Annotated in this window: 19 protein-coding genes and 2 riboswitches; of the genes, 3 read left to right on the forward strand and 16 right to left on the reverse strand. The window is 44.6% G+C overall.

Going from position 1 to position 21,978, the window contains the following annotated elements; translation table 11 throughout:
- Positions 1-194: 194 nt before the first annotated feature.
- A riboswitch (ZMP/ZTP riboswitch) is annotated at positions 195-279 on the reverse strand.
- Between the two features lie 112 nt (positions 280-391).
- On the reverse strand, positions 392-1,357 hold the full coding sequence (locus G5A70_RS14590; protein ID WP_173750196.1) for a carbohydrate kinase family protein: 966 nt from the start codon (positions 1,355-1,357) through the stop codon (positions 392-394).
- Between the two features lie 244 nt (positions 1,358-1,601).
- Here G5A70_RS14590 and G5A70_RS14595 point away from each other — a divergent pair, with 244 nt between their 5' ends.
- Positions 1,602-3,158 (forward strand): AMP-binding protein, encoded by a 1,557-nt coding sequence (locus tag G5A70_RS14595; RefSeq protein WP_173750197.1) that lies wholly within the window; start codon positions 1,602-1,604, stop codon positions 3,156-3,158.
- 38 nt (positions 3,159-3,196) lie between these two features.
- Here the strand turns inward: G5A70_RS14595 and G5A70_RS14600 are convergent, their stop codons facing one another.
- The 7 genes from G5A70_RS14600 to G5A70_RS14630 all read right to left on the reverse strand — a co-directional run bounded on the left by G5A70_RS14600 (position 3,197) and on the right by G5A70_RS14630 (position 12,104).
- The gene (locus tag G5A70_RS14600) at positions 3,197-3,847 is read right to left on the reverse strand and encodes a potassium channel family protein (RefSeq protein WP_173750198.1); all 651 of its coding nucleotides are present in this window, start codon (positions 3,845-3,847) and stop codon (positions 3,197-3,199) included.
- Positions 3,848-3,871: 24 nt separating this feature from the next.
- Complete coding sequence (locus G5A70_RS14605) at positions 3,872-5,218, reverse strand: TrkH family potassium uptake protein (RefSeq protein ID WP_226853743.1); 1,347 nt, start codon at positions 5,216-5,218, stop codon at positions 3,872-3,874.
- A 17-nt stretch (positions 5,219-5,235) separates the two neighbouring features.
- Positions 5,236-6,393, reverse strand: coding sequence for a sporulation integral membrane protein YtvI (gene ytvI, locus G5A70_RS14610; protein WP_173750199.1), 1,158 nt, complete (start codon positions 6,391-6,393; stop codon positions 5,236-5,238).
- Between the two features lie 175 nt (positions 6,394-6,568).
- Complete coding sequence (locus G5A70_RS14615; RefSeq protein WP_173750200.1) at positions 6,569-7,180, reverse strand: NUDIX hydrolase; 612 nt, start codon at positions 7,178-7,180, stop codon at positions 6,569-6,571.
- Position 7,181: 1 nt separating this feature from the next.
- The gene (locus tag G5A70_RS14620) at positions 7,182-7,820 is read right to left on the reverse strand and encodes an ECF transporter S component (RefSeq protein WP_173750201.1); all 639 of its coding nucleotides are present in this window, start codon (positions 7,818-7,820) and stop codon (positions 7,182-7,184) included.
- Positions 7,821-7,952: 132 nt separating this feature from the next.
- Positions 7,953-8,072, reverse strand: a riboswitch (FMN riboswitch).
- A gap of 67 nt (positions 8,073-8,139) precedes the next feature.
- On the reverse strand, positions 8,140-9,942 hold the full coding sequence (locus G5A70_RS14625; protein WP_173750202.1) for an aminopeptidase P family protein: 1,803 nt from the start codon (positions 9,940-9,942) through the stop codon (positions 8,140-8,142).
- 17 nt (positions 9,943-9,959) lie between these two features.
- Positions 9,960-12,104, reverse strand: coding sequence for a Tex family protein (locus G5A70_RS14630; RefSeq protein WP_173750203.1), 2,145 nt, complete (start codon positions 12,102-12,104; stop codon positions 9,960-9,962).
- Between the two features lie 176 nt (positions 12,105-12,280).
- Here G5A70_RS14630 and G5A70_RS14635 point away from each other — a divergent pair, with 176 nt between their 5' ends.
- A complete protein-coding gene (locus G5A70_RS14635) occupies positions 12,281-12,883 on the forward strand; it encodes a DUF4190 domain-containing protein (protein ID WP_173750204.1) in 603 nt (200 codons plus the stop codon).
- 66 nt (positions 12,884-12,949) lie between these two features.
- Here the strand turns inward: G5A70_RS14635 and G5A70_RS14640 are convergent, their stop codons facing one another.
- Together G5A70_RS14640 and G5A70_RS14645 are read right to left on the reverse strand one after the other, a co-directional pair.
- On the reverse strand, positions 12,950-13,432 hold the full coding sequence (locus G5A70_RS14640; protein WP_173750205.1) for a hypothetical protein: 483 nt from the start codon (positions 13,430-13,432) through the stop codon (positions 12,950-12,952).
- A gap of 62 nt (positions 13,433-13,494) precedes the next feature.
- Positions 13,495-13,923: a DUF2752 domain-containing protein gene (locus G5A70_RS14645; RefSeq protein WP_173750206.1), complete on the reverse strand. Its 429-nt coding sequence runs from the start codon at positions 13,921-13,923 to the stop codon at positions 13,495-13,497.
- An 87-nt stretch (positions 13,924-14,010) separates the two neighbouring features.
- Here G5A70_RS14645 and G5A70_RS14650 point away from each other — a divergent pair, with 87 nt between their 5' ends.
- Positions 14,011-14,769: a DUF975 family protein gene (locus G5A70_RS14650; RefSeq protein WP_173750207.1), complete on the forward strand. Its 759-nt coding sequence runs from the start codon at positions 14,011-14,013 to the stop codon at positions 14,767-14,769.
- Positions 14,770-14,827: 58 nt separating this feature from the next.
- Here G5A70_RS14650 and G5A70_RS14655 read toward each other — a convergent pair whose 3' ends face one another.
- From G5A70_RS14655 to secA, 6 genes are all read right to left on the reverse strand, one after another.
- Complete coding sequence (locus G5A70_RS14655) at positions 14,828-16,030, reverse strand: cofactor-independent phosphoglycerate mutase (protein ID WP_173750208.1); 1,203 nt, start codon at positions 16,028-16,030, stop codon at positions 14,828-14,830.
- A 10-nt stretch (positions 16,031-16,040) separates the two neighbouring features.
- Positions 16,041-17,258: a homoserine dehydrogenase gene (locus G5A70_RS14660; RefSeq protein WP_173750209.1), complete on the reverse strand. Its 1,218-nt coding sequence runs from the start codon at positions 17,256-17,258 to the stop codon at positions 16,041-16,043.
- A gap of 16 nt (positions 17,259-17,274) precedes the next feature.
- Positions 17,275-17,718: an ACT domain-containing protein gene (locus tag G5A70_RS14665; RefSeq protein ID WP_173750210.1), complete on the reverse strand. Its 444-nt coding sequence runs from the start codon at positions 17,716-17,718 to the stop codon at positions 17,275-17,277.
- Positions 17,719-17,795: 77 nt separating this feature from the next.
- Positions 17,796-18,914, reverse strand: coding sequence for a peptide chain release factor 2 (prfB, locus tag G5A70_RS14670; RefSeq protein WP_173750211.1), 1,119 nt, complete (start codon positions 18,912-18,914; stop codon positions 17,796-17,798).
- A 15-nt stretch (positions 18,915-18,929) separates the two neighbouring features.
- Entirely contained in the window at positions 18,930-19,175 is a 246-nt protein-coding gene (locus G5A70_RS14675) for a hypothetical protein (protein ID WP_173750212.1), read from the reverse strand.
- A gap of 90 nt (positions 19,176-19,265) precedes the next feature.
- Positions 19,266-21,836: a preprotein translocase subunit SecA gene (gene secA, locus G5A70_RS14680; RefSeq protein WP_173750213.1), complete on the reverse strand. Its 2,571-nt coding sequence runs from the start codon at positions 21,834-21,836 to the stop codon at positions 19,266-19,268.
- Positions 21,837-21,978: the final 142 nt, after the last annotated feature.

The raw sequence follows: 21,978 nt of genomic DNA on the forward strand, positions 1-21,978 counted from the left end.
TCTCCGCAATTTTTGTAATCGGCTCCATTGTACATTCCTGTGCAATTTCAATGTCTGATTTGAATCCCATAATAACATCCTCCTTAAAAATAATAGTTTTCCTCGCCCTTCTTCCAATCCTTCTCCATCTATTCCTATGCGAAATTTCCGAAATTATTGCCTGATTGAAAAAAGGGCAACACTTGTAAAGCTACAAATGCTGCCCAGACGGTCGGCTTACTATCTTATTCTGATTCCCCTGTGGTACTCCACATTTATCCGTCAGTAATCAGAACTATGGTTATAATCTAACACAAAATCATCTCAATGTCAATCTACCATAATAAAGTTTGTGAATTTTTTACCAATTTTATTCTGTTTTCTATGCAAATCTTACAAGACTCTCTTTTGTCTATGCACCAATAAAAGCGGTCACTTCTTCTTTCTCCGGCATAACACGCAGAGCACCCTTTTTCGTGGTAATCAGAGAAGACGCACCATTGGCAAAACGCAGCATTTCCTGCAGATTTTCTTCTGTCAGTCCTTCCAGGCCATGTTCCAGCACATAGTTCAATGCGCACGCGCCGAAGGTATCGCCTGCTCCTGTGGTTTCAATGGTGTTTTCCTGTAAAAACGGTTTCTGAAATACCTCTTTTCCTTCGTAAAAAGCAATGCTCCCCTCTTTTCCCATAGTCACATTCATAAGTTTTAAGTTAGGATATTCTTTCAGAAGGATATGAGCCCCTTCTTTTACATCTTTTGTTCCTGTCATAAATTCCAGTTCTTCTTCAGAAATTTTCAACAAATCGCATTTGGACAAGCCGTATGCAATCTGTGCTTTTGCCTCTTCCATAGATTTCCACAGCGGCGGTCTCAGATTGGGGTCAAAAGAAATCAGAAGTCCTGCTTCTTTCGCTACATTGATTGCCTTGTAAGTTGCCTTCCTCACCCCTTCGTGCGTCATGGATAAAGTACCGTAATGAAAAGCCTTTGCAGACTGTATATAGGCCTCATCAATCTGGTCTTCCTGCAGCATCATATCTGCTCCCGGATTTCTGTAAAATGCAAAATCACGGTCCCCATCTTCAAAAGTATGAACAAAGGCCAGTGTGGTATGTACTTCTTCGTCTTCATACAAATGGCTAGTGTCAATGCCTATAGATTCCAGTGTTCCCCTAAGAGCGGTTCCGAACTGGTCTTTTCCTACAACACCCAGAAAAGATGTCTTCTTGCCCAGCTTATTCAGCATAGCCAGCACATTACAGGGTGCTCCTCCCGGGTTTGCCTCAAAAATAGGATTTCCCTGCCCACTTACTCCGTTTTCAGTAAAATCAATCAAAAGTTCACCTAATGCAATTACATCAAATTTTTTACACATATTCTCTACTCACTTTCTCAATTTTTCACTTGTTATTACTTTACTGTGCATTATATCTTTTTTTTTTAACTTGTGCAATATTTCCCCAAACCTTTCCCGAATTTTTCTACCGAAACCAGAGTATTTTCCTTTGATGCTTTTCTGAAAACTTTAGGATTTCTTTCGATTTATCCGGAAAAGTTCTTAATGATTTCCTTCTAAAATGAAGAACATAAATTTTTTGTACGCAGGAGGCGATTTCATCATGGAACTTTTTCATATACTTTCCCAGTCTGCTCAACGGTTTCCTTCCCGGATAGCAGCCACAGACGGAACTTCTATGCTTACCTACAGACAACTGGCTGATTATTCTGACCGGCTTGCCCTGTACCTGGACGGAAAATGCAGCAAAAAGGGAAATCCCGTGCTTATTTACGGGCACAAAAGTCCCTTTATGCTGGTCTGCTTTCTGGCCTGCATGAAAGCGGGAATTCCCTATTGTCCTCTGGATGTTTCTCTGCCTATACAGACTGTAAAAATGGTACTGGAAGATATTCAGCCCTCTCTTGTCTGCGCATTGGAACCATTTCCCTTTCCCTGTAATTCTATGCTCTCTCTGCATGTATTCCAGGAGATTACTCAGAAAAATAAAATCCCGGACTGTGACATCCGGCTTATGACGGCTTATCTCACCCCTATTGCAAAAGATGATGTTTTTTGCATTATGTATGCTTGTGATTCCGGTGAAACTGTACAGGGAGTTCAAATCTCTCTTCGTTCCCTGGAAGAACATTTAAAAAGCTGTGTTATCCCCTGCCTTTCTGCTTCTTTTGAAAAAGTGCCGGTATTTCTCAATCAAGCTCCTTTTTCTTTTGATTTGTCCGTAACGGATATTTATACCTGTCTCTTTCTCCAGGGAACACTCTGGTGTATATCAGAAACGGATATGGACAATCCCCGGCTGCTTCTGCATACCTTTGCCGCTTCAAAGGGAACTGTGTTAATCTCTACCCCATCCTTTCTGGAGATGTGCCTTGTCGAAGAAGCTTTCTGTGCCAAACAGATTCCTTCGCTGTCCTGCTTCCTTTTGGGAAAAGAACCTTTGTCTGTAAAAACTGCCGCCAAATTAAAAAAACAATTTCCTGATGCCCGGATTTTCAATCTCTATATTCCTGCTCCGACTGCATTGGCAGTCACCAGTACAGAAATCACGGAAAAACTTCTGCAAAACAGCCAGATACTGCCTTCCGGCTCCATAAAACCAGGGGTACAAATCGAAATTCGAAGCGAAACAGGCACAGTTTTAAAAGACGGTGACAAAGGAGAAATTGTAATCCTAAGCCATACATCTCCTCCCGGATATTACAAAAACCCCTTCCATACGAAAAAAACTTTCTTCACAGAAAAACACAAAACAGGTTCTGTACAGGGTTTTCATACGCAGGACAGAGGCTATCTTCAGGACGGCGTTCTTTTCTACTGCGGCAGAAAAGATGCCGCTATCCGGCTCAGCGGCCATCCCGTTGCGCTGGACGATGTGGAAACAGGACTTATGAAGCTACCTCAGGTCAGCCGCGCTGCAGTCCTTCCTCACATTCGGGAACACCGTGTACGAAATCTCTATGCTTATGTAGTTTGTCCGGAAAAATCCATTTCCGATAAAAGCTATTCTGCCAGATTAAAAGAAGACTTGCTTTCCATTTTGCCGGAATACATGATTCCAAAGAAATTTATTTATGTAAACCGATTTCCTGTATCACAAAATGGAAAACTGGACTTAAATGCCCTAAAGAACATGAAAACAGGGCTGTATCGCATGTAATGCGGCAGCCCCGTCAGCTTTTCAGCTCTCTTGTCTCTCTATTTCACCTTTGTCACAGTCCGCACGTCCCGGAAATGTCCCATAACAATCAATGTTTCCGCACCTCTGAACACATGGTCTGCACCGGGAAGCGGATTCATCCTCCCAGCTTCTTTCGTAGCCAGAATGCTTATATGGTATTTCTTTCTTACTTCTTTTTCCACAATAGAACTTCCCACCCAGGTATCCGGAACCGGAATTTCATAAATCGCATACTCCTCTGTCAGTTCAATATAATCAAAGATATTGTCATTTCCATATTTCACAGCAAGGCGCTGAGCCATTTCCTTTTCCGGATAAACCACATGGTCCGCACCGTTTCGCAAAAGAAATTTAGCATGAACATCCCGGTTAGCTCTTGCCAGTACAAGAGAAGCCCCACAGTCTTTCAAAAGTGCCGTAGCTTCCAGCGAACTTTGAAAATTATCTCCAATAGCCACAACACACAAATCAAAGTTTCTCACTCCCAGAGATTCCACAAAATGTTCATTGGTAGCATCGCCAATCTGCGCATCCGTTACCATATCTATGGCGTCATTGACCCTTTCTTCATTAATATCCACTGCAAGGATTTCATTTCCCTCCGCAATTAATCGTTCTGCCATATGTCTTCCAAAACGGCCAAGACCTATCAGAAGCACTGATTTCATCTCTGTTTTCCTCCTTAAACTATTTTATCCTACAGACACTTTTTCCACCGGAAGTTTTGACGGAATCATGGAGATACGGTTGGTAAATGCAATCAGTATGGTAATACCTCCCACTCTTCCGATAAACATCAGCAGAATTAATATAATCTGTGAAACTGTTCCCAGACCAGGGGTAATTCCCAAGGACAGCCCCACTGTACAAAGTGCAGACACTGTTTCAAAAAGCGTCTGCTTCATTCCCAGATTCTCTATGGTTGAAATGATCATAGAAGAACCTATGCTCAGCAAACCATAAAACATCATCAGACAGCAGGCATGACGAATGGCTTCACTCTCCACTCTCCGCCTGAACAGTTCCAAATCTTTTCGCTTTCTCAGCTCTGTCCAAATAGTCAGCACCAGAATCAGCATGGTGGTGGTTTTAATACCTCCCGCTGTAGAGCCGGGAGAACCGCCAATAAACATCAGGCTTATCATAAGCGCCTGACTGCTGTCTGTGAGCATATTCAAATCTATGGTATTAAACCCTGCCGTTCTGGGGGTCACAGCCTGAAAAAAAGCACAAAGAATCTGCTGTCCCAAATTTTTGCCTTCCATGGAGGGTTTTCCCCACTCGAAGACAAAGATAAGCAAAGTTCCTCCCACAATAAGAATGGCGGTGGCAAACAGCACCATCTTAGTATGCAGTTTATAAGAACGGATATGCCATTTCCATTTCTTCAAATCTTCCCATACCAAAAAGCCAATACCACCTATGATAATCAGCCCCGCTATGGTCAGTCCTACCAAATAGCTGTCCCCTGCTGTAATAAGGGACGAACTTGGGCTGTAATATCCCATAAGATCAATTCCTGCATTACAAAATGCAGATATGGAATGAAACACAGCATAATACAAACCTTTTCCCAGTCCCAGCCTGGGGACAAAATAACAGGCCAGAAGAACCGCACCCACTCCTTCAAAGAAAAAAGTCCCTGATAACACAAACTTTGACATTCGTACAATTCCACCTATCTGAGGAGCTGCCACACTTTCCTGCATCAGCATCCGTTCCGACAGCCCAATTTTCCTTCGAGTCAAAGTCAGCGCAGATATGGCAATGGTCATAAAGCCAATGCCTCCTATTTGAATCAATATTAAAATCACAACCTGTCCGAATTCGGACCAGAAAGTGTACGTATCATGAGTAACCAGGCCCGTCACACAGGTAGCAGACGTAGCCGTAAACCAGGCATCCATAAAAGAGGCCGCCTCGCCTCCCCTGTTGGAAACTGGCAGCATCAGCAGCAGCGTGCCCAAGGCAATGACTGTAAAATAGCCTGCTGCAATAATTTTGGTAGTTGTCCATTTTATCTTTCTTTTCTTAGTCACAATATTCTCCGTCTCATTTACTTTGTCTTCAAATCTTTATGTGGGGAATCTTCATCATCCCGATACAGCCATTTTAGTATATCATTGGTAACTTCTTTCAGCCCCTTCCTAATCCCATCAAAAGCGCCCAGATTATAGAAATTAATCACAATGGCCCCCACCGGAACTGCCAGAATCATTCCCAGCACACCTCCGATACGGTATCCGATATACATAAAAATCAGGGTCAGAAGCGGATTTACGCCTATGGAATCTCCCACCATCTTAGGTTCAATCACTCTTCGCACCAGCTGCGTCACAAGATACAGAATAATCAATCCTACGGCATATTGCAAGTCCCCTGAAATAATTTTAAAAAGCGCCCAGGGAATCAGTGCAGTACCGGTGCCGAAAAACGGCAGCATATCCAGAAAAGCGATAAGAACAGCCACCAGGGCTGCGAATTTCACCTGCATAATCAGAAATCCTACAAACAAAATAATCCCAATGACACCCATAATTTTAAACTGCGCTTTAAAATAGCCTCCAAATACCTGCTTGAAGCTGTCTGAGAGAATCCGCCATTTTTCCTGAATCAGCATAGGTGTATTGGCCCGCCCGAATTCCAGAATTTTATCTCTGTCCGCAATAAAAAAATAGGCAGATAATATGGTAAAAATAATGGAAATCAAAATACTGGGCAGATTTTTGGCAAGATCACTGGCCTGATCTACGGTAATCTGGCTGACTTTTCCCACAGCCTCTCCGGTAATCTGTCCAATACTCGTCTGAAAATCTTCAATAGCCGTCTGTACACTCTCCGGCATTTCATCTATCAACCGGGACATATTGTCTCCTGCATCCTGAAATTCCTGGCGTATACTCCCATAAATTTCCGGAGCCTGGTCTATCAGTGACCGCGTTTCTTCTACGGCCTTTACTCCTACGAAATAAATGCCGCACACAATTCCCGCCAAAACCGCAATAATCAACAGCATGGACGTATGCTTTCGGGCAACTTTAAGCCGCCGCTCCAGCATACGCACCAGCGGATTGGCAATCAGAGCAATACACCAGCCAATGACAAAGGGCATAAAAAATCTCAGAAATTTAATTCCTATAAAAATCCCTGCCGCCATTGCTGCAATGGTTATCATAAATACCAAAATACTTTTCGCATATTTTTTCCATTTCATTTTCAAGACTCCTGACATTGCAAATTTCCGTAAACGTAAACTGCCCATATATGCATATAATTTCTGCACATATGGGCAATCCATTCCCAGCCGGTGTGTTCTAGTGGCTTGGATTGCACTATATGCAATCATTATACCACATGTTTCGGAACTGGAAACCAATTATCTGAAATTTTTACAATTCTTTCAGAAATCCGAACGGTTCTTCATCATGTATAAAATGCATCAGCATGTAAGAACACATTATCGCTGTATTTTCTTCTCTTAAAATCCGTTTTGCCTCTTCCCGGTCTGCCAGGACAACTTCTATTTCCTCTGTGTCCTCCTGATAGTCTCCTGAAATTTCACCCGATGCTATGCCGAACACAGTGGCGCAGCATTCGTCAGTCAGACCAATGGTGGTAAAAGCCGGTTTTTCATATGCCTCGGAAACAGAAGCAGGGACAAACGTAAGCCCTGTCTCTTCTTTCATCTCCCGAACTGCGGTTTCCCGGTAATCCTCTCCTCTTTCCACCAAACCTGCCGGAAATTCATAGACATAATCATCAATGCTGTATCGGTACTGGCGTATCAGTACCACTTTATCCTGCGCTTCACCGTACAGACTGTAGATGACCACGCCATCCGGATGCAGCGTATGGCTTTTCAGCTTTAGTTCTCTTTCTTCTTTTGCTCTGGAAGCCACATAATATTTTCCCTTTTTCCCGGTCTTGCTCTCCCTGTCCAACTCGTAAAGATTGACAAAGGGATTTGCTGTCTTACGGGTAATTCCTGTGATTTTCGCCACTTTATTCTCCTTTCAGCAGAACCTTCAGACGCTTGTAGGAAAGCATGGTAATCCCTGAAATCATCACACCTTTTATGAGATTAAAAGGAACCATGGACAGCAGAACAAAAGTCACCATATTGTTGATAGCCGGGTTAATTTTCGTTCCCATGGCAATAAAGCTGTCCACAGGGATTCCCATTGCCACACTATACAGGGGAAACATCACAAAGGCATTGGAGAGACATCCCACAGCTGCCATGGTCACAGTTCCCACAGACATTCCAATCAGTGCGTTTTTCGCTGTTTTTCTGCGTTTATAAAACAGACCTGCCGGCACTGCAAAGGAGCAGCCGATTAGGAAATTTGACAATTCTCCCACCCCTGCTGTGGTAGTACCGTGAGTGACAATGTGAAGCAGGTTTTTCAGAAGTTCAATGATAATACCTGCCAGAGGCCCCATGGCAAAGGTTCCCACTACTACCGGAATCTCCGAAAAATCCATCTGCACAAAAGGCGGTGCAATAAACGGCAGCGGAAATTCAAACATCATCAGAACCGTAGCCACAGCCCCAAGCATGGCTATCTGTATGGTAGTTCTTAATTTTGACCTGTTTTGTGTTCCCTGGATTCTCTTGTTTACAACTGCTTCCTGACTCATGTTTCATTTCTCCTTTTCATGAATGATTTTTCATAAAAGGAAATTCTTCTTCTATGATTTTTGAAACTTCAAAAAAAGAGAGGCAACCGCACCTTTTGGGGGCTCCTCTCTTTGAAAGTCGTACAAAATCATAACCTTCTTCTCTCATCCAGACTATACTGTCGGTACCGGAATCACACCGGTTCAGCCGTAAAATACGGGTCGCGGACTTTTACCGCCGGTGGGGAATTGCACCCCGCCCCGAAGAATTTTCTTTTATTTACTATGCATTATATACCTTGTATCCATATCTTGCAACTGTTTTTTCCATGCTGCCGCTTTAAATTTCTGCTGTGGCCTCCAGAAGCCATGTACGTTCCTCTTCCTCCAGCATGGGGCCAACGATTTCATAAACCTTTTTATGATATGCATTTAACCACTGCCGTTCTGCTTTTGTCAGCATCTCCGGAAGAATAGCTTCTCTTTCGTAAGGAACCCAGGTTACGTTTTCAAATTCCATGAACTGTCCATATCCATTTTTCTCTGCTTTTTTGCACAGAAGGAGGTTTTCGGTACGAATACCGTATTTTCCTTCCAGATACAGTCCCGGCTCATTGGAAGTAAGCATGCCTTCCTCTAATGGTGTGGTGTTGCCGCGTCTTCCGTTTGCGCGCACTCTCCAGTTGATATTCTGAGGACCTTCGTGCACATTCAGAAGATATCCAACGCCGTGTCCGGTTCCATGATTAAAGTCCAGCCCTCTTTCCCAGAGCGGTCCCCTTACCAGAGCGTCCAGATTGGCGCCGCTGCAACCGTACTGGAATTTTGCCATAGCCAGACGGATATGTCCCTGCAGCACCAGAGTGAAATGTTCTTTCTGCTGCTGTGTCAGTTCCCCTACGGCAATGGTTCTGGTAATATCTGTAGTTCCCTGCCAGTACTGTCCGCCGGAATCAATCAGGAAAAATCCCTTTGGCTCTACTTTTGCAAATTCCGTTTCTGTAGGCGCGTAATGACACATAGCAGCGTTTGGTCCATAGGCACAGATAGTTTCAAAACTCAAGTCCAGGCAGTCCGGGTCTTCTTTTCTGAGTTCCAGACTTTTTTCGGCTGCACTGTATTCTGTGACTTCTCCGCTTCCCACATTTTGCTTCAGCCAGTAAATGAAACGGCACATAGCTTTTGCGTCCTTGATATGGGCAATACGGATATTCTCCATTTCTGTCTGATTTTTATTCCCCTTCATAACAGCCGCCGGATTGGGAGCAAACACTACTTCTGTGTGCTCCGGAATAGACTTGTACAGGGTATAGTTGGTACAGATGTCCTCCACCAGCACTTTGTCGGAATCCTTCAATGTTTTTACTGCATCATAAATTTCAAAATATGGGTGCAGTTCTACTCCCGCTTTTTCTAATTCTGCCCGTACTTCTCCGGAAACAGCCTCTTCCTGTACATAGAAGTATACCTTATCCATGGTTATCATGACATAGGAAAGTACCACTGGATTGTACACAATATCATTGCCGCGGATATTCAAAAGCCATACAATATCATCCATACTGCAGATGATATGGGTATTGGTTCCCTCTTTTTTCATTTCTTCACGGACAGCCGCTATTTTTTCTTCTCTGCGCTGTCCTGCATATTTTACATCCAGCAGATAAACCGGTTCTTTGGACATCTGCGGACGGTCTGTCCAGATTTTACCGCCCAGGTCCTCACCGCATTTTAAAGTGCCGTTTTTCTTCGCCAGAAGCGCTTCAAACTCTTTGCCCTCTGCCACATGAATGGTTCTTCCGTCACAGCCAAGACAGCCATTCTCCGGCAAATGTTCTTCCAGAAATTCTTCTACTGTGGGAACACCCTCTTCTCCCATTTTCATCAGCGCAACGCCTGTGCCTTCCAGCTGCTTTGCTGCCTGGATAAAGTATCTTCCGTCTGTCCACAGATATGCGCCGTCCGCTGTCACCAGCAGAGTTCCCGCAGAACCGGAGAAACCGGAGAGCCAGGCCCGAACTTTAAAATAAGTACCCACATATTCTGACTGATGGAAATCTGCAGTGGGCACCAGATACATATCCATGCCCGCTGCCTTCATTTCCTGCTGCAGCATTTTGATTCTTTCCTGATTCACATTCATGATAAACCCGCCTTTCTTTACTGAATTCCTTTCATGGTAAGGGAAATTCTCTTTTTCTTCATATCTACGCCCAGAACTTTTACGTCTACCACATCACCTACGCTGACTGCTTCCAGCGGATGCTTAATGTAACGCTCTGTCATCTGGGAAATATGCACCAGCCCGTCCTGATGGACGCCGATGTCCACAAAAGCGCCGAAATCAATCACATTCCGGACGGTTCCCTTTAACACCATACCCTCTTTTAAATCTTTCATATCTAATACGTCTGTACGCAGAATCGGCTTCGGCATCTCTTCACGCGGGTCGCGTCCCGGCTTGGTCAGTTCTTTTACCATATCCCGCAGGGTAATTTCGCCGATACCCAGCTTTTCAGCGGTTTTTGCATAATCTTTGACAAAATACACGCCATGACCGCCAAAAATATCTTCCGGCTTCATCCCCATGCTTTCCAGGAATTTTTCTGCCGCTGCGTAGCTTTCCGGATGTACGCTGGTAGCGTCCAGAGGATTTTTTCCGCCCCGGATGCGCAGGAAACCGGCACACTGTTCAAAGGCTTTCGGCCCTAATTTTGCCACCTTTAAGAGTTCTTTTCTATCGGTAAACTGGCCGTTTTCTTCTCTGTAAATTACGATATTTTTTGCAATGGCTTTGCTGATACCCGACACATATTCCAGAAGGGAAACAGACGCAGTGTTTAAGTCCACGCCAACTTTATTTACACAGTCTTCTACCACACCGGACAGGGCTTCTCCCAGCTTTTTCTGGTTCATATCGTGCTGATACTGTCCCACACCAATGGATTTCGGGTCAATTTTTACCAGTTCGGCCAGAGGGTCCTGCAGTCTTCTGGCAATAGACGCCGCACTTCTCTGTCCCACGTCAAAGTTCGGAAATTCTTCTGTGGCAAGCTTGCTGGCAGAATACACCGAAGCCCCCGCTTCATTGGTAATGACATACTGCACTTTCTGAGGAATTTCCTTGAGCAGTTCCACAATAATCTGCTCAGACTCCCGGCTGGCTGTTCCGTTTCCCACAGAAAACAGCGTAATGTTATATTTCTCAATCATAGCCTTTAAGGTTTCTTTTGCCGCAGCGATTTTCGCCGGAGTCGTAGGCGCTGTGGGATAAATCACAGCCGTATCCAGCACTTTTCCTGTGGCGTCTACCACAGCCAGCTTACAGCCGGTACGAAAAGCCGGGTCCCAGCCCAGTACCACCTGACCTACGATTGGGGGCTGCATCAGAAGCTGTTCCAGATTTTTCTTAAACACCTTGATGGCGCCGTCTTCTGCCTTTTCTGTCAAATCATTGCGGATTTCTCTTTCAATGGCAGGCGCAATGAGACGGCGGTAGCAATCCTCCACTACCTCCTTTAAAACAGGAGTGGTCTGTGCATTGTCTTTTGTGATGACCTGTTTTTCCAGATAGCGGAGAATGTCTTCTTCCGGCGCGGAAATTTTCACGGTCAGAATCTTTTCTTTTTCTCCGCGGTTAATAGCCAGTACCCTGTGTCCTGCCACCTTGGATACCGGTTCTTCGTATTCATAATACATATCGTAAACGGTGGATTCTTCCGGTTTCTTTGCTGCTGAAACCAGCGTTCCTTTTTTGGCTGTCATCTCACGAATCCGGATACGGTAATCCGCTTCATCAGAAATACTCTCTGCCACAATGTCTTTGGCGCCTGCCAGCGCTTCTTTTACATTTTTTACTTCTTTTTCTTCGGATACAAAAGCCTCTGCTGCTTCTTCCAGGCTCTTATCTGTCATCTGCAGCAGAATGATGTTGGCCAAAGGTTCCAGTCCTTTTTCTTTTGCAATGGTAGCTCTTGTTCTTCTCTTTGGCCGGTACGGACGGTACAAATCCTCTACCACAACCAGTGTCTGGGCTTCTGTAATCTGTTTTTTCAGTTCTTCTGTGAGTTTTCCCTGCTCTTCAATGCTGGAAAGCACCTGTTTTTTCTTGTCTTCCAGATTGCGCAGATAAGTAAGCCGTTCAAAGAGATTTCGCAGCTGTTCATCATTTAATGCACCGGTAGCCTCTTTACGGTAACGGGAAATAAACGGTATGGTATTTCCCTCATCTATTAATGAAACGGCAGCTTCCACCTGCCATTTTTCCACTTGCAATTCCTGCGTTATTATCTGTATAATATCCATAAATCTGTCCTTTCCGCCTCAGCTTTCTTTTACTACCTTACAACCTTATCAATGTGAAAGGAATTTGTCAAGAAATTCATTTTCTCTGTGCTGTTTTCTATTGCCACCCCCTATAATACATGATAGAATATGTAATAATCTTTATATTATTTTGAAAGAAATGAGGTCTTACACTTATGGAAAACCCTTACGAAGGACAAAATTACCGGCCATACACCCCACCTCCGGTCTATGAACCGGAATCTGCACCGAATTCTTCTGTTTATCAGGGAAACGCTACTTTTGCCACGCTTTCTCTGGTCATGGGAATTTTGTCTATCCTTTCTATATGCTGCTTTTTCCCTATGGTTTTTGTCTTTTCGGGGCTGGGCATTCTTTTTTCCTGTCTGTCCAAAGGAGAACACAGACGTCCCGGAAATGCAAAGGCGGGTATGGCTATCTGCGTAAGCTGCCTGACGATTTTTACTGCTCTGGTAATATTTATATGCACCTTTTTCCTGGTCTCCGATAAAGGCCAAAGCTTTCTGCAGGAATATTATCATCTCATTACCTCGGACAACGTTACCGAGGCAGATTTATACAACTTTATTTACAAATATATGTATGGAGAAGATTTCTTGCCTTATCCGGATACAGACAGTTACGATACTCCTAATGGATATGACAATTATGACAATTACGACGATTACTTCAATGACGACGGCGGCTATGATTTCTATGACGGAGACCTTCCTGATTTTTACCAGCCACAGCCGGATACCGGAAGCGACGTGATTTAATATTTCAGTATTTAAAAAAAAGCGTTATCAGCGGAACTATCTTCCCCCGATAACGCTTTTTCTTGTTCAGGATTCTATGACTTTCTGAAGTTCAGACAAATTTATAATATTGAAAGAATTTACCAGCCCTTCCTCATCTAACTGTGCGCTGCCTTCCATAGGAAGACTCTCTGTCTTTCCCTCATCATCTTTTACGGAAACTTTCCAGTTCAGGTCATAGTAGTTGTCCTTTTTCTCTATGGACAAATCCTCTATCTGCATGGTTTTCTCGTTCTGATAAGACAAAACTGCCATGTTATAGACAGCTGTAGATGTGAGAACTGCATATCCATTTGCTGTCATATGTGCCTGAAAGCGTTCTTCTACCCAGGCAGGAACTTCCGTACTTTCTTCAGACTGCTGATACTCTTTTTCATCCGTACTTTTAAAAATGTTTTCCATAACACGGTTCAAATGCGCTGTTTCCTCTTTTTGATTTTTTGCCCCGCACCCCGCTGTCATAAGCATGACCACGAATAATACTGCTGCCCATATCCCTGCTTTTTTCATAGAATACCTCCTACCCTACCTAATCTTTCTTGTTCTCAGTATAATGCAGCTTCTGAAAAATTTCAACCAATCCCCACACCCCAAACCAGTTTTATTACATTTTTCAGTACCCACTGCACCACAATCATGCCGAGTCCCACATACAAATACTTATCCGTATACCTCATACCCGTGTGCCACCGTCCTTTTGTCAGATATTCTATGGTATGAGAAATCATAAACCAGGCATACAAGACTGCCCCGTACAATACCACCGGATGATACAGAAACGACTGCCCAATATGCCCCCGAAGCAGCGCTTTTACTGCCCGGGTTCCGCCGCAGCCGGGACAGTAATACCCTGTCCATTTATGAAAAAGGCAGGGAAAACTCTGCCAGGACAGGTGGAGCCCCTTCTCTGCCGCCATCAGAAGCACCGCCAGAGCCAGCAAAATCCATCCGCCTGTATACAATCCCCTCTCCTGTTGAAAATTCCTGTCTTTCTTCTTCATTATCCTCTTGTAACCTCCCATGATTATGCTATAATTACCATGTGCAGTTATTATACCACGAACTACAGAAAAGATTGGAGATTATTTATGAAACGCTCATCTGCGAATTTGAAAACGCTTGCGCGGGAATCCCTCAACGGAAATTTCGGACTCCCCATATTGGCAAACCTGATTATCGTTGTTCTGGTTATACTTTTTTCCATGCTTGTCACCGCCTTTCTGGACACCTCCAGCATAACAAGCATGATTACCAACCAGATACTGCTTTATATGCTTTCTCTGTTGATTGCTCTGTGCAATGCAGGCTATGGAAAAATGCTTCTGAATATGAACCGCAGACAGCCTTATACCATCAGCAACCTGTTCTATGTGTTTTCCCACAATCCGGACCGGTTTTTAGTAGTCAATCTGCTGTTTTTACTGGTGCAAATTCTCTTTGGTCTGCCTCTGGATATTTTAAGCTATACTACCTCTGATATAGAAACCTCTATGGTTTTCTCTATGTTGACACTGCTTATACAGGCTCTGGTAAACCTGATTGTGAGCACTTTCTTCGGTCTGGCCAATTATCTGCTGCTGGATAATCCCGACATGGGGGCTATAGCAGCTTTAAAGGAAAGTTTATGTCTGATGAAGGGCAATAAAGGACGATATCTCTACATTCAGTTCAGCTTTCTGCCTCTGTATCTGGCCTCTGTCTTTACCTGCTACATTGGAATGTTGTGGCTGATACCGTATATGCAGACTACCATGGCCTACTTCTACATGGATGTCGCCGGAGAACTTGACGCTCCAAAAGCGGCTCCAAAGGAAACGCCTGACTCCTTTATAAACAATCCGTTTTAACAAAGAAAAAGAAACCGAAAACACCACTGCAAAGTGTATGTTTCGGTTTCTTTTTTCTCTATTCTTCAAATAATTTTTCAATCAGCCGATAGCCCTCTTGTATCAGATTTCCCTGACGCAAAGCCTCTGCTTCATTGTATACGCAGTCCCGTTCCTCCTGTTTTCTGCTGTCGTACAGCAGATATGGTACCGGGTCTGCCGTATGGGTCTTAACACTGACCGGAGTCGGATGATCCGGTAAAATCAGCATCCGGTACGCCTCTCCCGATTCCTCCATACTGTCCTTGACTCTCTGAATCACCCGTGTATCCAGGTATTCAATAGCCTGCAGTTTCTTCTCCAGGCTGCCCTGATGTCCCATTTCATCCGGCGCCTCTACATGAATATAGGCAAAATCATAGCCGTCCTTTAAAAGTGCCGAAACAGCCGCAGCTGCTTTTCCCTCATAGTTGGTATGCAGACCGCCGTTTGCGCCTTCTACCGCAATATTTCCCATTTCCGTTCCCACAGCAATTCCTTTCAGCAAATCCACTGCGGAAATCATCACACCCTTTTTGTGAAACTTCTCTTCAAAAGAAGACAAAGCAGGCTTTGTTCCTGCGCCCCAAAACCACAGGCTGTTGGCCGGATTCAAGCCCTTTTTCTTTCTTTCTAAATTAACAGGGTGGTTCTTTAAAATTTCATAGCTTTTCTTCTGCATGGCAAGAAGCAGTGCTTCATCTGTAAGATACTCCCCGATTTTTTTTCCGCGAATATCGTGCGGCGGTGTCAGTGGTACTACCATGCCCTTTTTCCAGATAAGGCAGTGCCGATAGCTGGTTCCCGTATAAAACTGAAACATTCCATTTTCCAGTTCCTTCTTTACCGCCTGCAAAAGCACCTCCGCTTCCTCCGTGGAAATTTCATCTGCACTGTGGTCTAAAATATGCTTCTCCTCATAAGTCTCCTCTTCCTCAGAAAGGGTAACCAGATTAGCACGGATGGCAATATCTCCCTGCTCCATCCGGACACCGATATTCAGCGCTTCCAGAGGCGAGCGCCCGGAGTAGTAAACTTTTGGGTCATACCCCAGCACAGACAGGTTTGCTGTATCGCTTCCCGGGCTCATGCCCTCCGGCACAGTCTTTACCATGCCAATTTCACTTTTTCTTGCCAGACTGTCCATGGCCGGTGTCTCTGCTGCCGCAAGAGGGGTTTTTCCCCCTAATGCATCTATGGGTCTGTCTGCCATTCCATCACCTAATACCACAATGTACTTCATCTTCCCACTCCTATGCTCTGATACGAATTCTGCTTATGATTCCTTCCAGTCCTTCTGCCTTTTTTGCAAAGTCTTCTTCACTGATACATTCCGTCACAAAACCAAACTCCTCTTCCAGCCCCGGAACGGATACGGTCTGCGGATTTGAAAAAACTGCTTTCACCTGATTGAGCCGCTCTTCCATTTTTCCCTTTATGCGAACAAAGAACGCATGCTTTACTTCTTTAATATCCACCCGTTCCAGTTCCTTGCTGCTCCAGTTCATCATAACTGTTTTTCCAAGATGTTTGGCACAGTCTACAATGTCTCCCGCTACAGCACTGGCTGTTGGCAGCTTTCCTGCGCCGCTGCCGTAAAACATTGCGTCTCCCAGCATATTCCCATGTACAAATACTGCATTAAAGACACCATTGACACTGTAAAGCGGACTGCCTTTGCCTACCATGGTCGGGCATACCATGGCTGAAAAACGCTCTCCCTCTCTTTTGCTGTCTGCCAGCAGCTTAATGCTCATGCCCAGCATTTTTGCATATTTCATGTCTTCGGCTGTAATTTTTGTAATTCCTTCCGTATAGACATCCCGATAATCCACATGAGCGCCGTATGCCAGAGAGGACAAAATAGCAATTTTTCTGCAGGCGTCATAACCCTCCACATCTGCTTCCGGATTGCGCTCTGCATAGCCTTTGTTCTGGGCGTCCTTCAACACCTGGTCAAAGTCAGCGCCGCTCTCTGCCATTTCCGTAAGAATGAAATTGGTTGTGCCGTTTAAAATACCGGAAATCTGGTCGATTTCATCCGCTGTCAAAGAAGAATTCAACGCGCGGATAATGGGGATTCCACCGCCGCAGCTGGCCTCAAACATATAGTTTACTTTATGCTTCTTTGCCAGTTTCATAAGCTCCAGCCCATGCTCTGCAACCAGTTCTTTATTAGAGGTACACACACTTTTCCCCGCTTCCAGAGCACGTTTTGTAAAGGTATAAGCAGGCTCAATTCCCCCCATAACCTCTGCAATAATCTGTACCTCCGGGTCATTTACAATCACTTCATAATCATGCACCAGAATATCCTCTATGGAACTTCCCGGAAATTCCCGCAAATCCAGCACATATTTAATACCAATAGCTTCTCCGGCTCTTTTCTCAATACTCTCTCTGTTTGTTTCTAACACTTCTACCACACCGGAACCTACAGTTCCGTAACCTAACACTGCTGTCTGAATCATCTCATTCTCCTTCTGTCTATTCTCTGCCCAGTATCTTCAGATAATGAACGCCTTCTATCTGCTGAATATGTTCCACCATAGCGGCCGCATCCCCCTGCGCCGCAGAAATCGCCACACTCAGAGTCAGACTGGCTACGCCGTTCATAGGTATACTCTGGTGGATAGTTAAAATATTGCCGTGAAACCTTGCAATCATTTTCAGCACTGCAGAAAGAAGTCCCGGTTCATCATCCATCTGAATAATAAAGGTAATATTCCGTCCCTTCGTCTTTTCTTTAAAAGGAAAAATGTCGTCTTTATACTTGTAAAAGGAACTTCTGCTGATTCCCACTGCTTCCACCGCGTCCTGCACAGTCGCGGATTTCTGTACCTCCAGAAGTCGTTTTGCCTCAACCACTTTCAGAAGAACATCCGGCACGGCTTTTTCTGTTACCACAAAATATCTTCGATTGTCTTCCATTTTCTCCCCTTTGTTCTTTTACAAAATACATTTGTGCGTCTCCAACAGATATTACCACATTTTTCCCCATGAAGCAACTATTTTTCCTTTTTTCCCAATGCAACCCATTTCAGGTACGCATTGATAAAGTTGTCAATATTTCCATTCATCACTGCGTCTACATTGCCGGATTCTTCATTGGTACGATGGTCTTTTACCATAGTATAAGGCTGCATAACATAGGAACGAATCTGGTTTCCCCAGCCAATTTCGGTCAGTTCTCCCTGGATACCGGACAGTTTTTTCTCGTTTTCCTGCTGTTTCAAAAGATAGAGCTTTGCCTTTAACATCTGCATGGCCTTATCTTTATTCTGGAACTGAGAGCGCTCATTCTGGCACTGCACCACAATTCCGGTAGGGAGGTGGGTAATACGCACGGCAGAAGAAGTTTTGTTAATATGCTGTCCGCCGGCGCCGCTGGAGCGGTAAGTATCAATCTTCAAATCGTCCTGATTGATTTCAATATCCACATCCGCCTCAATATCCGGCATGACATCGCAGGACACAAAGGAGGTCTGGCGTTTGCCTGCCGCATTGAAAGGGGAAATACGCACAAGGCGGTGCACTCCCTTTTCAGATTTCAGATATCCGTAAGCATTCTCTCCGTTTACCTGGAACGTCACCGACTTAATCCCCGCTTCATCACCATCCAGATAGTCCAGCACCTCTGTGGTAAAGCCCTGCCGGTCTGCCCATCTTAAATACATGCGGTAGAGCATGCTCGCCCAGTCACAGGACTCCGTTCCGCCGGCACCTGCATGAAGGGTTACAATGGCATTGTCCCTGTCGTACTCTCCGGAAAGCAGCGTTTTGATACGGATATGGTCAAAATCTGTTTTAAACTCTTCCATCATCTCTTCGATGTCCGGAATCACAGACTCGTCATTTTCTTCGTATCCCATTTCTATCATCAGCTCAATCTCTTCTTTCTGATTTTTCAGCTTGTGATAGATTTCCATATCGCCTTTTAAAGCGCTTAATTCCTTCATCATTTTCTGGGAACGCTCTGCATTGTCCCAAAAGCCTGGAGCTTCCATTTCCCTCTCCAGTTCTTCCACTCTTTTCTCTTTATTCTCCAAATCCAGAGAATCCCTCACCTCCTTCAAAGGCTCTGTATACGTATTCAGTTCTGATTTAAATGCATCTAATTCAACCACAGTCATTCCTCCTGATTATTCCTCTTCATCTACTTCCACGGTTACCATATAAATACTCACCTGGGGCTCTACCTTTGTCACAGTTCCTGTAAGCCTTGGCAGCCTTTTTTTCAGATTGCTGGACATGGCCACGGCGGGTTTAATCGTGTAATAATACATCAGTCCCGCCATTGTCGAAGCCTGGTCTTCTTTCAGTTCTACCCGGTCTCCCGGCTTGACCAGTCCTTCCCTCTCCATTGTAAAATCCACCGTCTGTCCCACAAGAATTCCTCCTTTTTCCGGCAGAAACAACGAAACTGCTGCAGCTACAGTTTCCTATATCTACAGCAGTCTTATCTGCCTAAGCTTCTATCAGATTGGTTTTCTGCCGCAGCACTGTTTGTATTTCTTTCCGCTGCCGCATGGGCATGGGTCATTGGGGTATACTTTCTTTTCTACCCGCTGTACCGGCTTCTTCGGTCCTGACTCATCCTTGTTTGTTCCCGTAACCTGTGCCACCTGCTCTCTTTCTACCTTCTGTTCCAGGCGGACATGGTACAGCAGTCTCAGTGTTGTCTCCTGAATCGCTGCAATCATGCTGTCAAACATTTCATAAGCCTGCATTTTGTATTCCACCTTGGGGTCTCTCTGTCCATAGGCCTGCAGGCCGATACCCTGACGAAGCTGGTCCATATCATCAATGTGGTCCATCCACTTCTGGTCAATAACTTTTAAAAGAATCACTCGCTCTAATTCCCGCAGCTGCTCTGCTTCCGGGAATTCCGCTTCTTTCTCCTCGTACAGCTTCACAGCCTCTTCCTTTAAGGACTGTTTTACCTGATTCTTCTTCATTCCTTCTACCCGTTCTAAAGAAAGAGGTTTTAAAGGAATGGTCGGCAGCAGCACGGTGTTAATTTCATTAAAATCCCATTCTTCCTGCTCTACATCGTCTGACAGACACATATCTACCGCATGCTCAACCGTTTCCGTAATCATCTTATAGATTGAATCCCTCATGTTCATGCCATCCAGAACCATACGTCTTTCTTTGTAGATAATCTCTCTCTGTTCATTATTTACCTGGTCATACTCCAGCAGGTTCTTACGAATACCATAGTTATTTCCCTCTATCTTTCTTTGTGCCTTTTCAATGGCGCTGGTGAGCATCTTATGCTCAATCTGCTCATTCTCGGCAACCCCCAGAGAGGTAAACATGCCCATCAGCTTCTCAGAGCCGAACAGACGCATCAAATCGTCTTCCAGAGAAATGTAGAAACGGGATTCGCCCGGGTCCCCCTGACGTCCGGAACGGCCGCGCAGCTGATTATCAATACGTCTGGATTCGTGGCGCTCTGTACCGATGATTTTCAGACCACCGACTTCTTTTGACACATCATCCAGCTTAATATCTGTACCACGTCCTGCCATGTTGGTGGCAATGGTAACATTTCCGGCTTCTCCGGCATGTGCCACGATTTCTGCCTCCTGCTCATGGAATTTCGCATTCAATACCTGATGCTTAATACCTTCACGGGTGAGCATACGACTTAAAAGTTCAGAAGTTTCGATGGTAATGGTACCTACCAGTACCGGCTGCTGTTTTGCATGCGCTTCCTTAACAGCCTCTACTACTGCACGGAATTTTTCTTTCTTTGTCATGTAAACCGCGTCTTCTAAATCCACACGGGCTACCGGTTTATTGGTTGGAATTTCAATAACGTCCATACCGTAAATATCCCGGAATTCCTTTTCTTCGGTAAGCGCGGTACCGGTCATACCGGATTTTTTGTTATATTTGTTAAAGAAGTTCTGGAAGGTAATCGTCGCCAGTGTCTTACTCTCTCGCCTTACCTTCACATGCTCTTTCGCCTCAATGGCCTGGTGCAGACCGTCGGAATAACGTCTTCCCGGCATAATACGTCCGGTAAACTCATCGACAATGAGAACCTCGTCATCCTTTACTACATAATCCTGGTCACGGAACATCAGATTATGAGCACGAAGAGCCAGAATCACATTGTGCTGGATTTCCAGGTTTTCCGGGTCTGCCAGGTTTTCAATGTTAAAAAACTTCTCAACCTTTTTCACACCCTCTTCGGTGAGGTTTACAATCTTGTCCTTTTCATTGACAATAAAGTCTCCGGTCTCGATAATCTCCTCACCCATAATAGCGGTCATCTTTGTCATTTCCCCACTGGCTTCTCCACGCTCCAACTGCTTTGCCAAAATATCGCAGACTTCATAAAGCTTCGTGGATTTGCCGCTCTGTCCGGAAATAATAAGCGGTGTACGGGCTTCGTCAATCAGTACAGAGTCCACCTCATCGATGATGGCATAGTTTAATTCTCTCTGCACCAGCTGTTCCTTATAAATAACCATGTTGTCACGCAGATAATCAAATCCCAGCTCGTTGTTGGTTACATAAGTAATATCGCATGCATACTGGGCACGTCTTTCGTCGTTTTTCATATCGTTTAAGACCACACCAACGGTCAACCCCAGAAATTCATGAACCTTTCCCATCCATTCTGCATCACGATGAGCCAGATAGTCATTGACGGTAACGACGTGAACACCCTTTCCTTCCAGGGCATTTAAGTATGCCGGCAGGGTGGATACCAGAGTTTTTCCTTCACCGGTACGCATTTCTGCAATACGCCCCTGATGAAGAATGATGCCACCGATAAGCTGCACCCGATAATGTTCCATACCCAGCACGCGCTTGGCCGCCTCTCTTACCGTTGCAAATGCTTCCGGAAGAAGGTCATCTAAGGTTGCCCCTTCCTGCAGCCTGTTCTTATACTCTTTTGTCTTGCCCCGCAGTTCTTCATCACTTAACGCCTGCATATCGGAACGAAGAGATTCAATTTTATCCACAATGGAGGTAATGCGCTTTAATTCCCTCTCGCTATGTGTTCCAAACATTTTTTCAAATACATTCATGTGTCATACTCCTAAAATCTATCCATTTTTAACACTGCTATGGATTATTGTATCACTTTCCGCCTGTCAGCACAACAAATAATTCCACTTGAGTTTCCGCAGTTTTATCCACAGAACCTATAATCATCCTTGCTGATTATTA

Source organism: Blautia hansenii, assembly GCF_013304445.1.
In the GTDB taxonomy this organism is placed as follows: Bacteria; Bacillota; Clostridia; order Lachnospirales; family Lachnospiraceae; genus Blautia.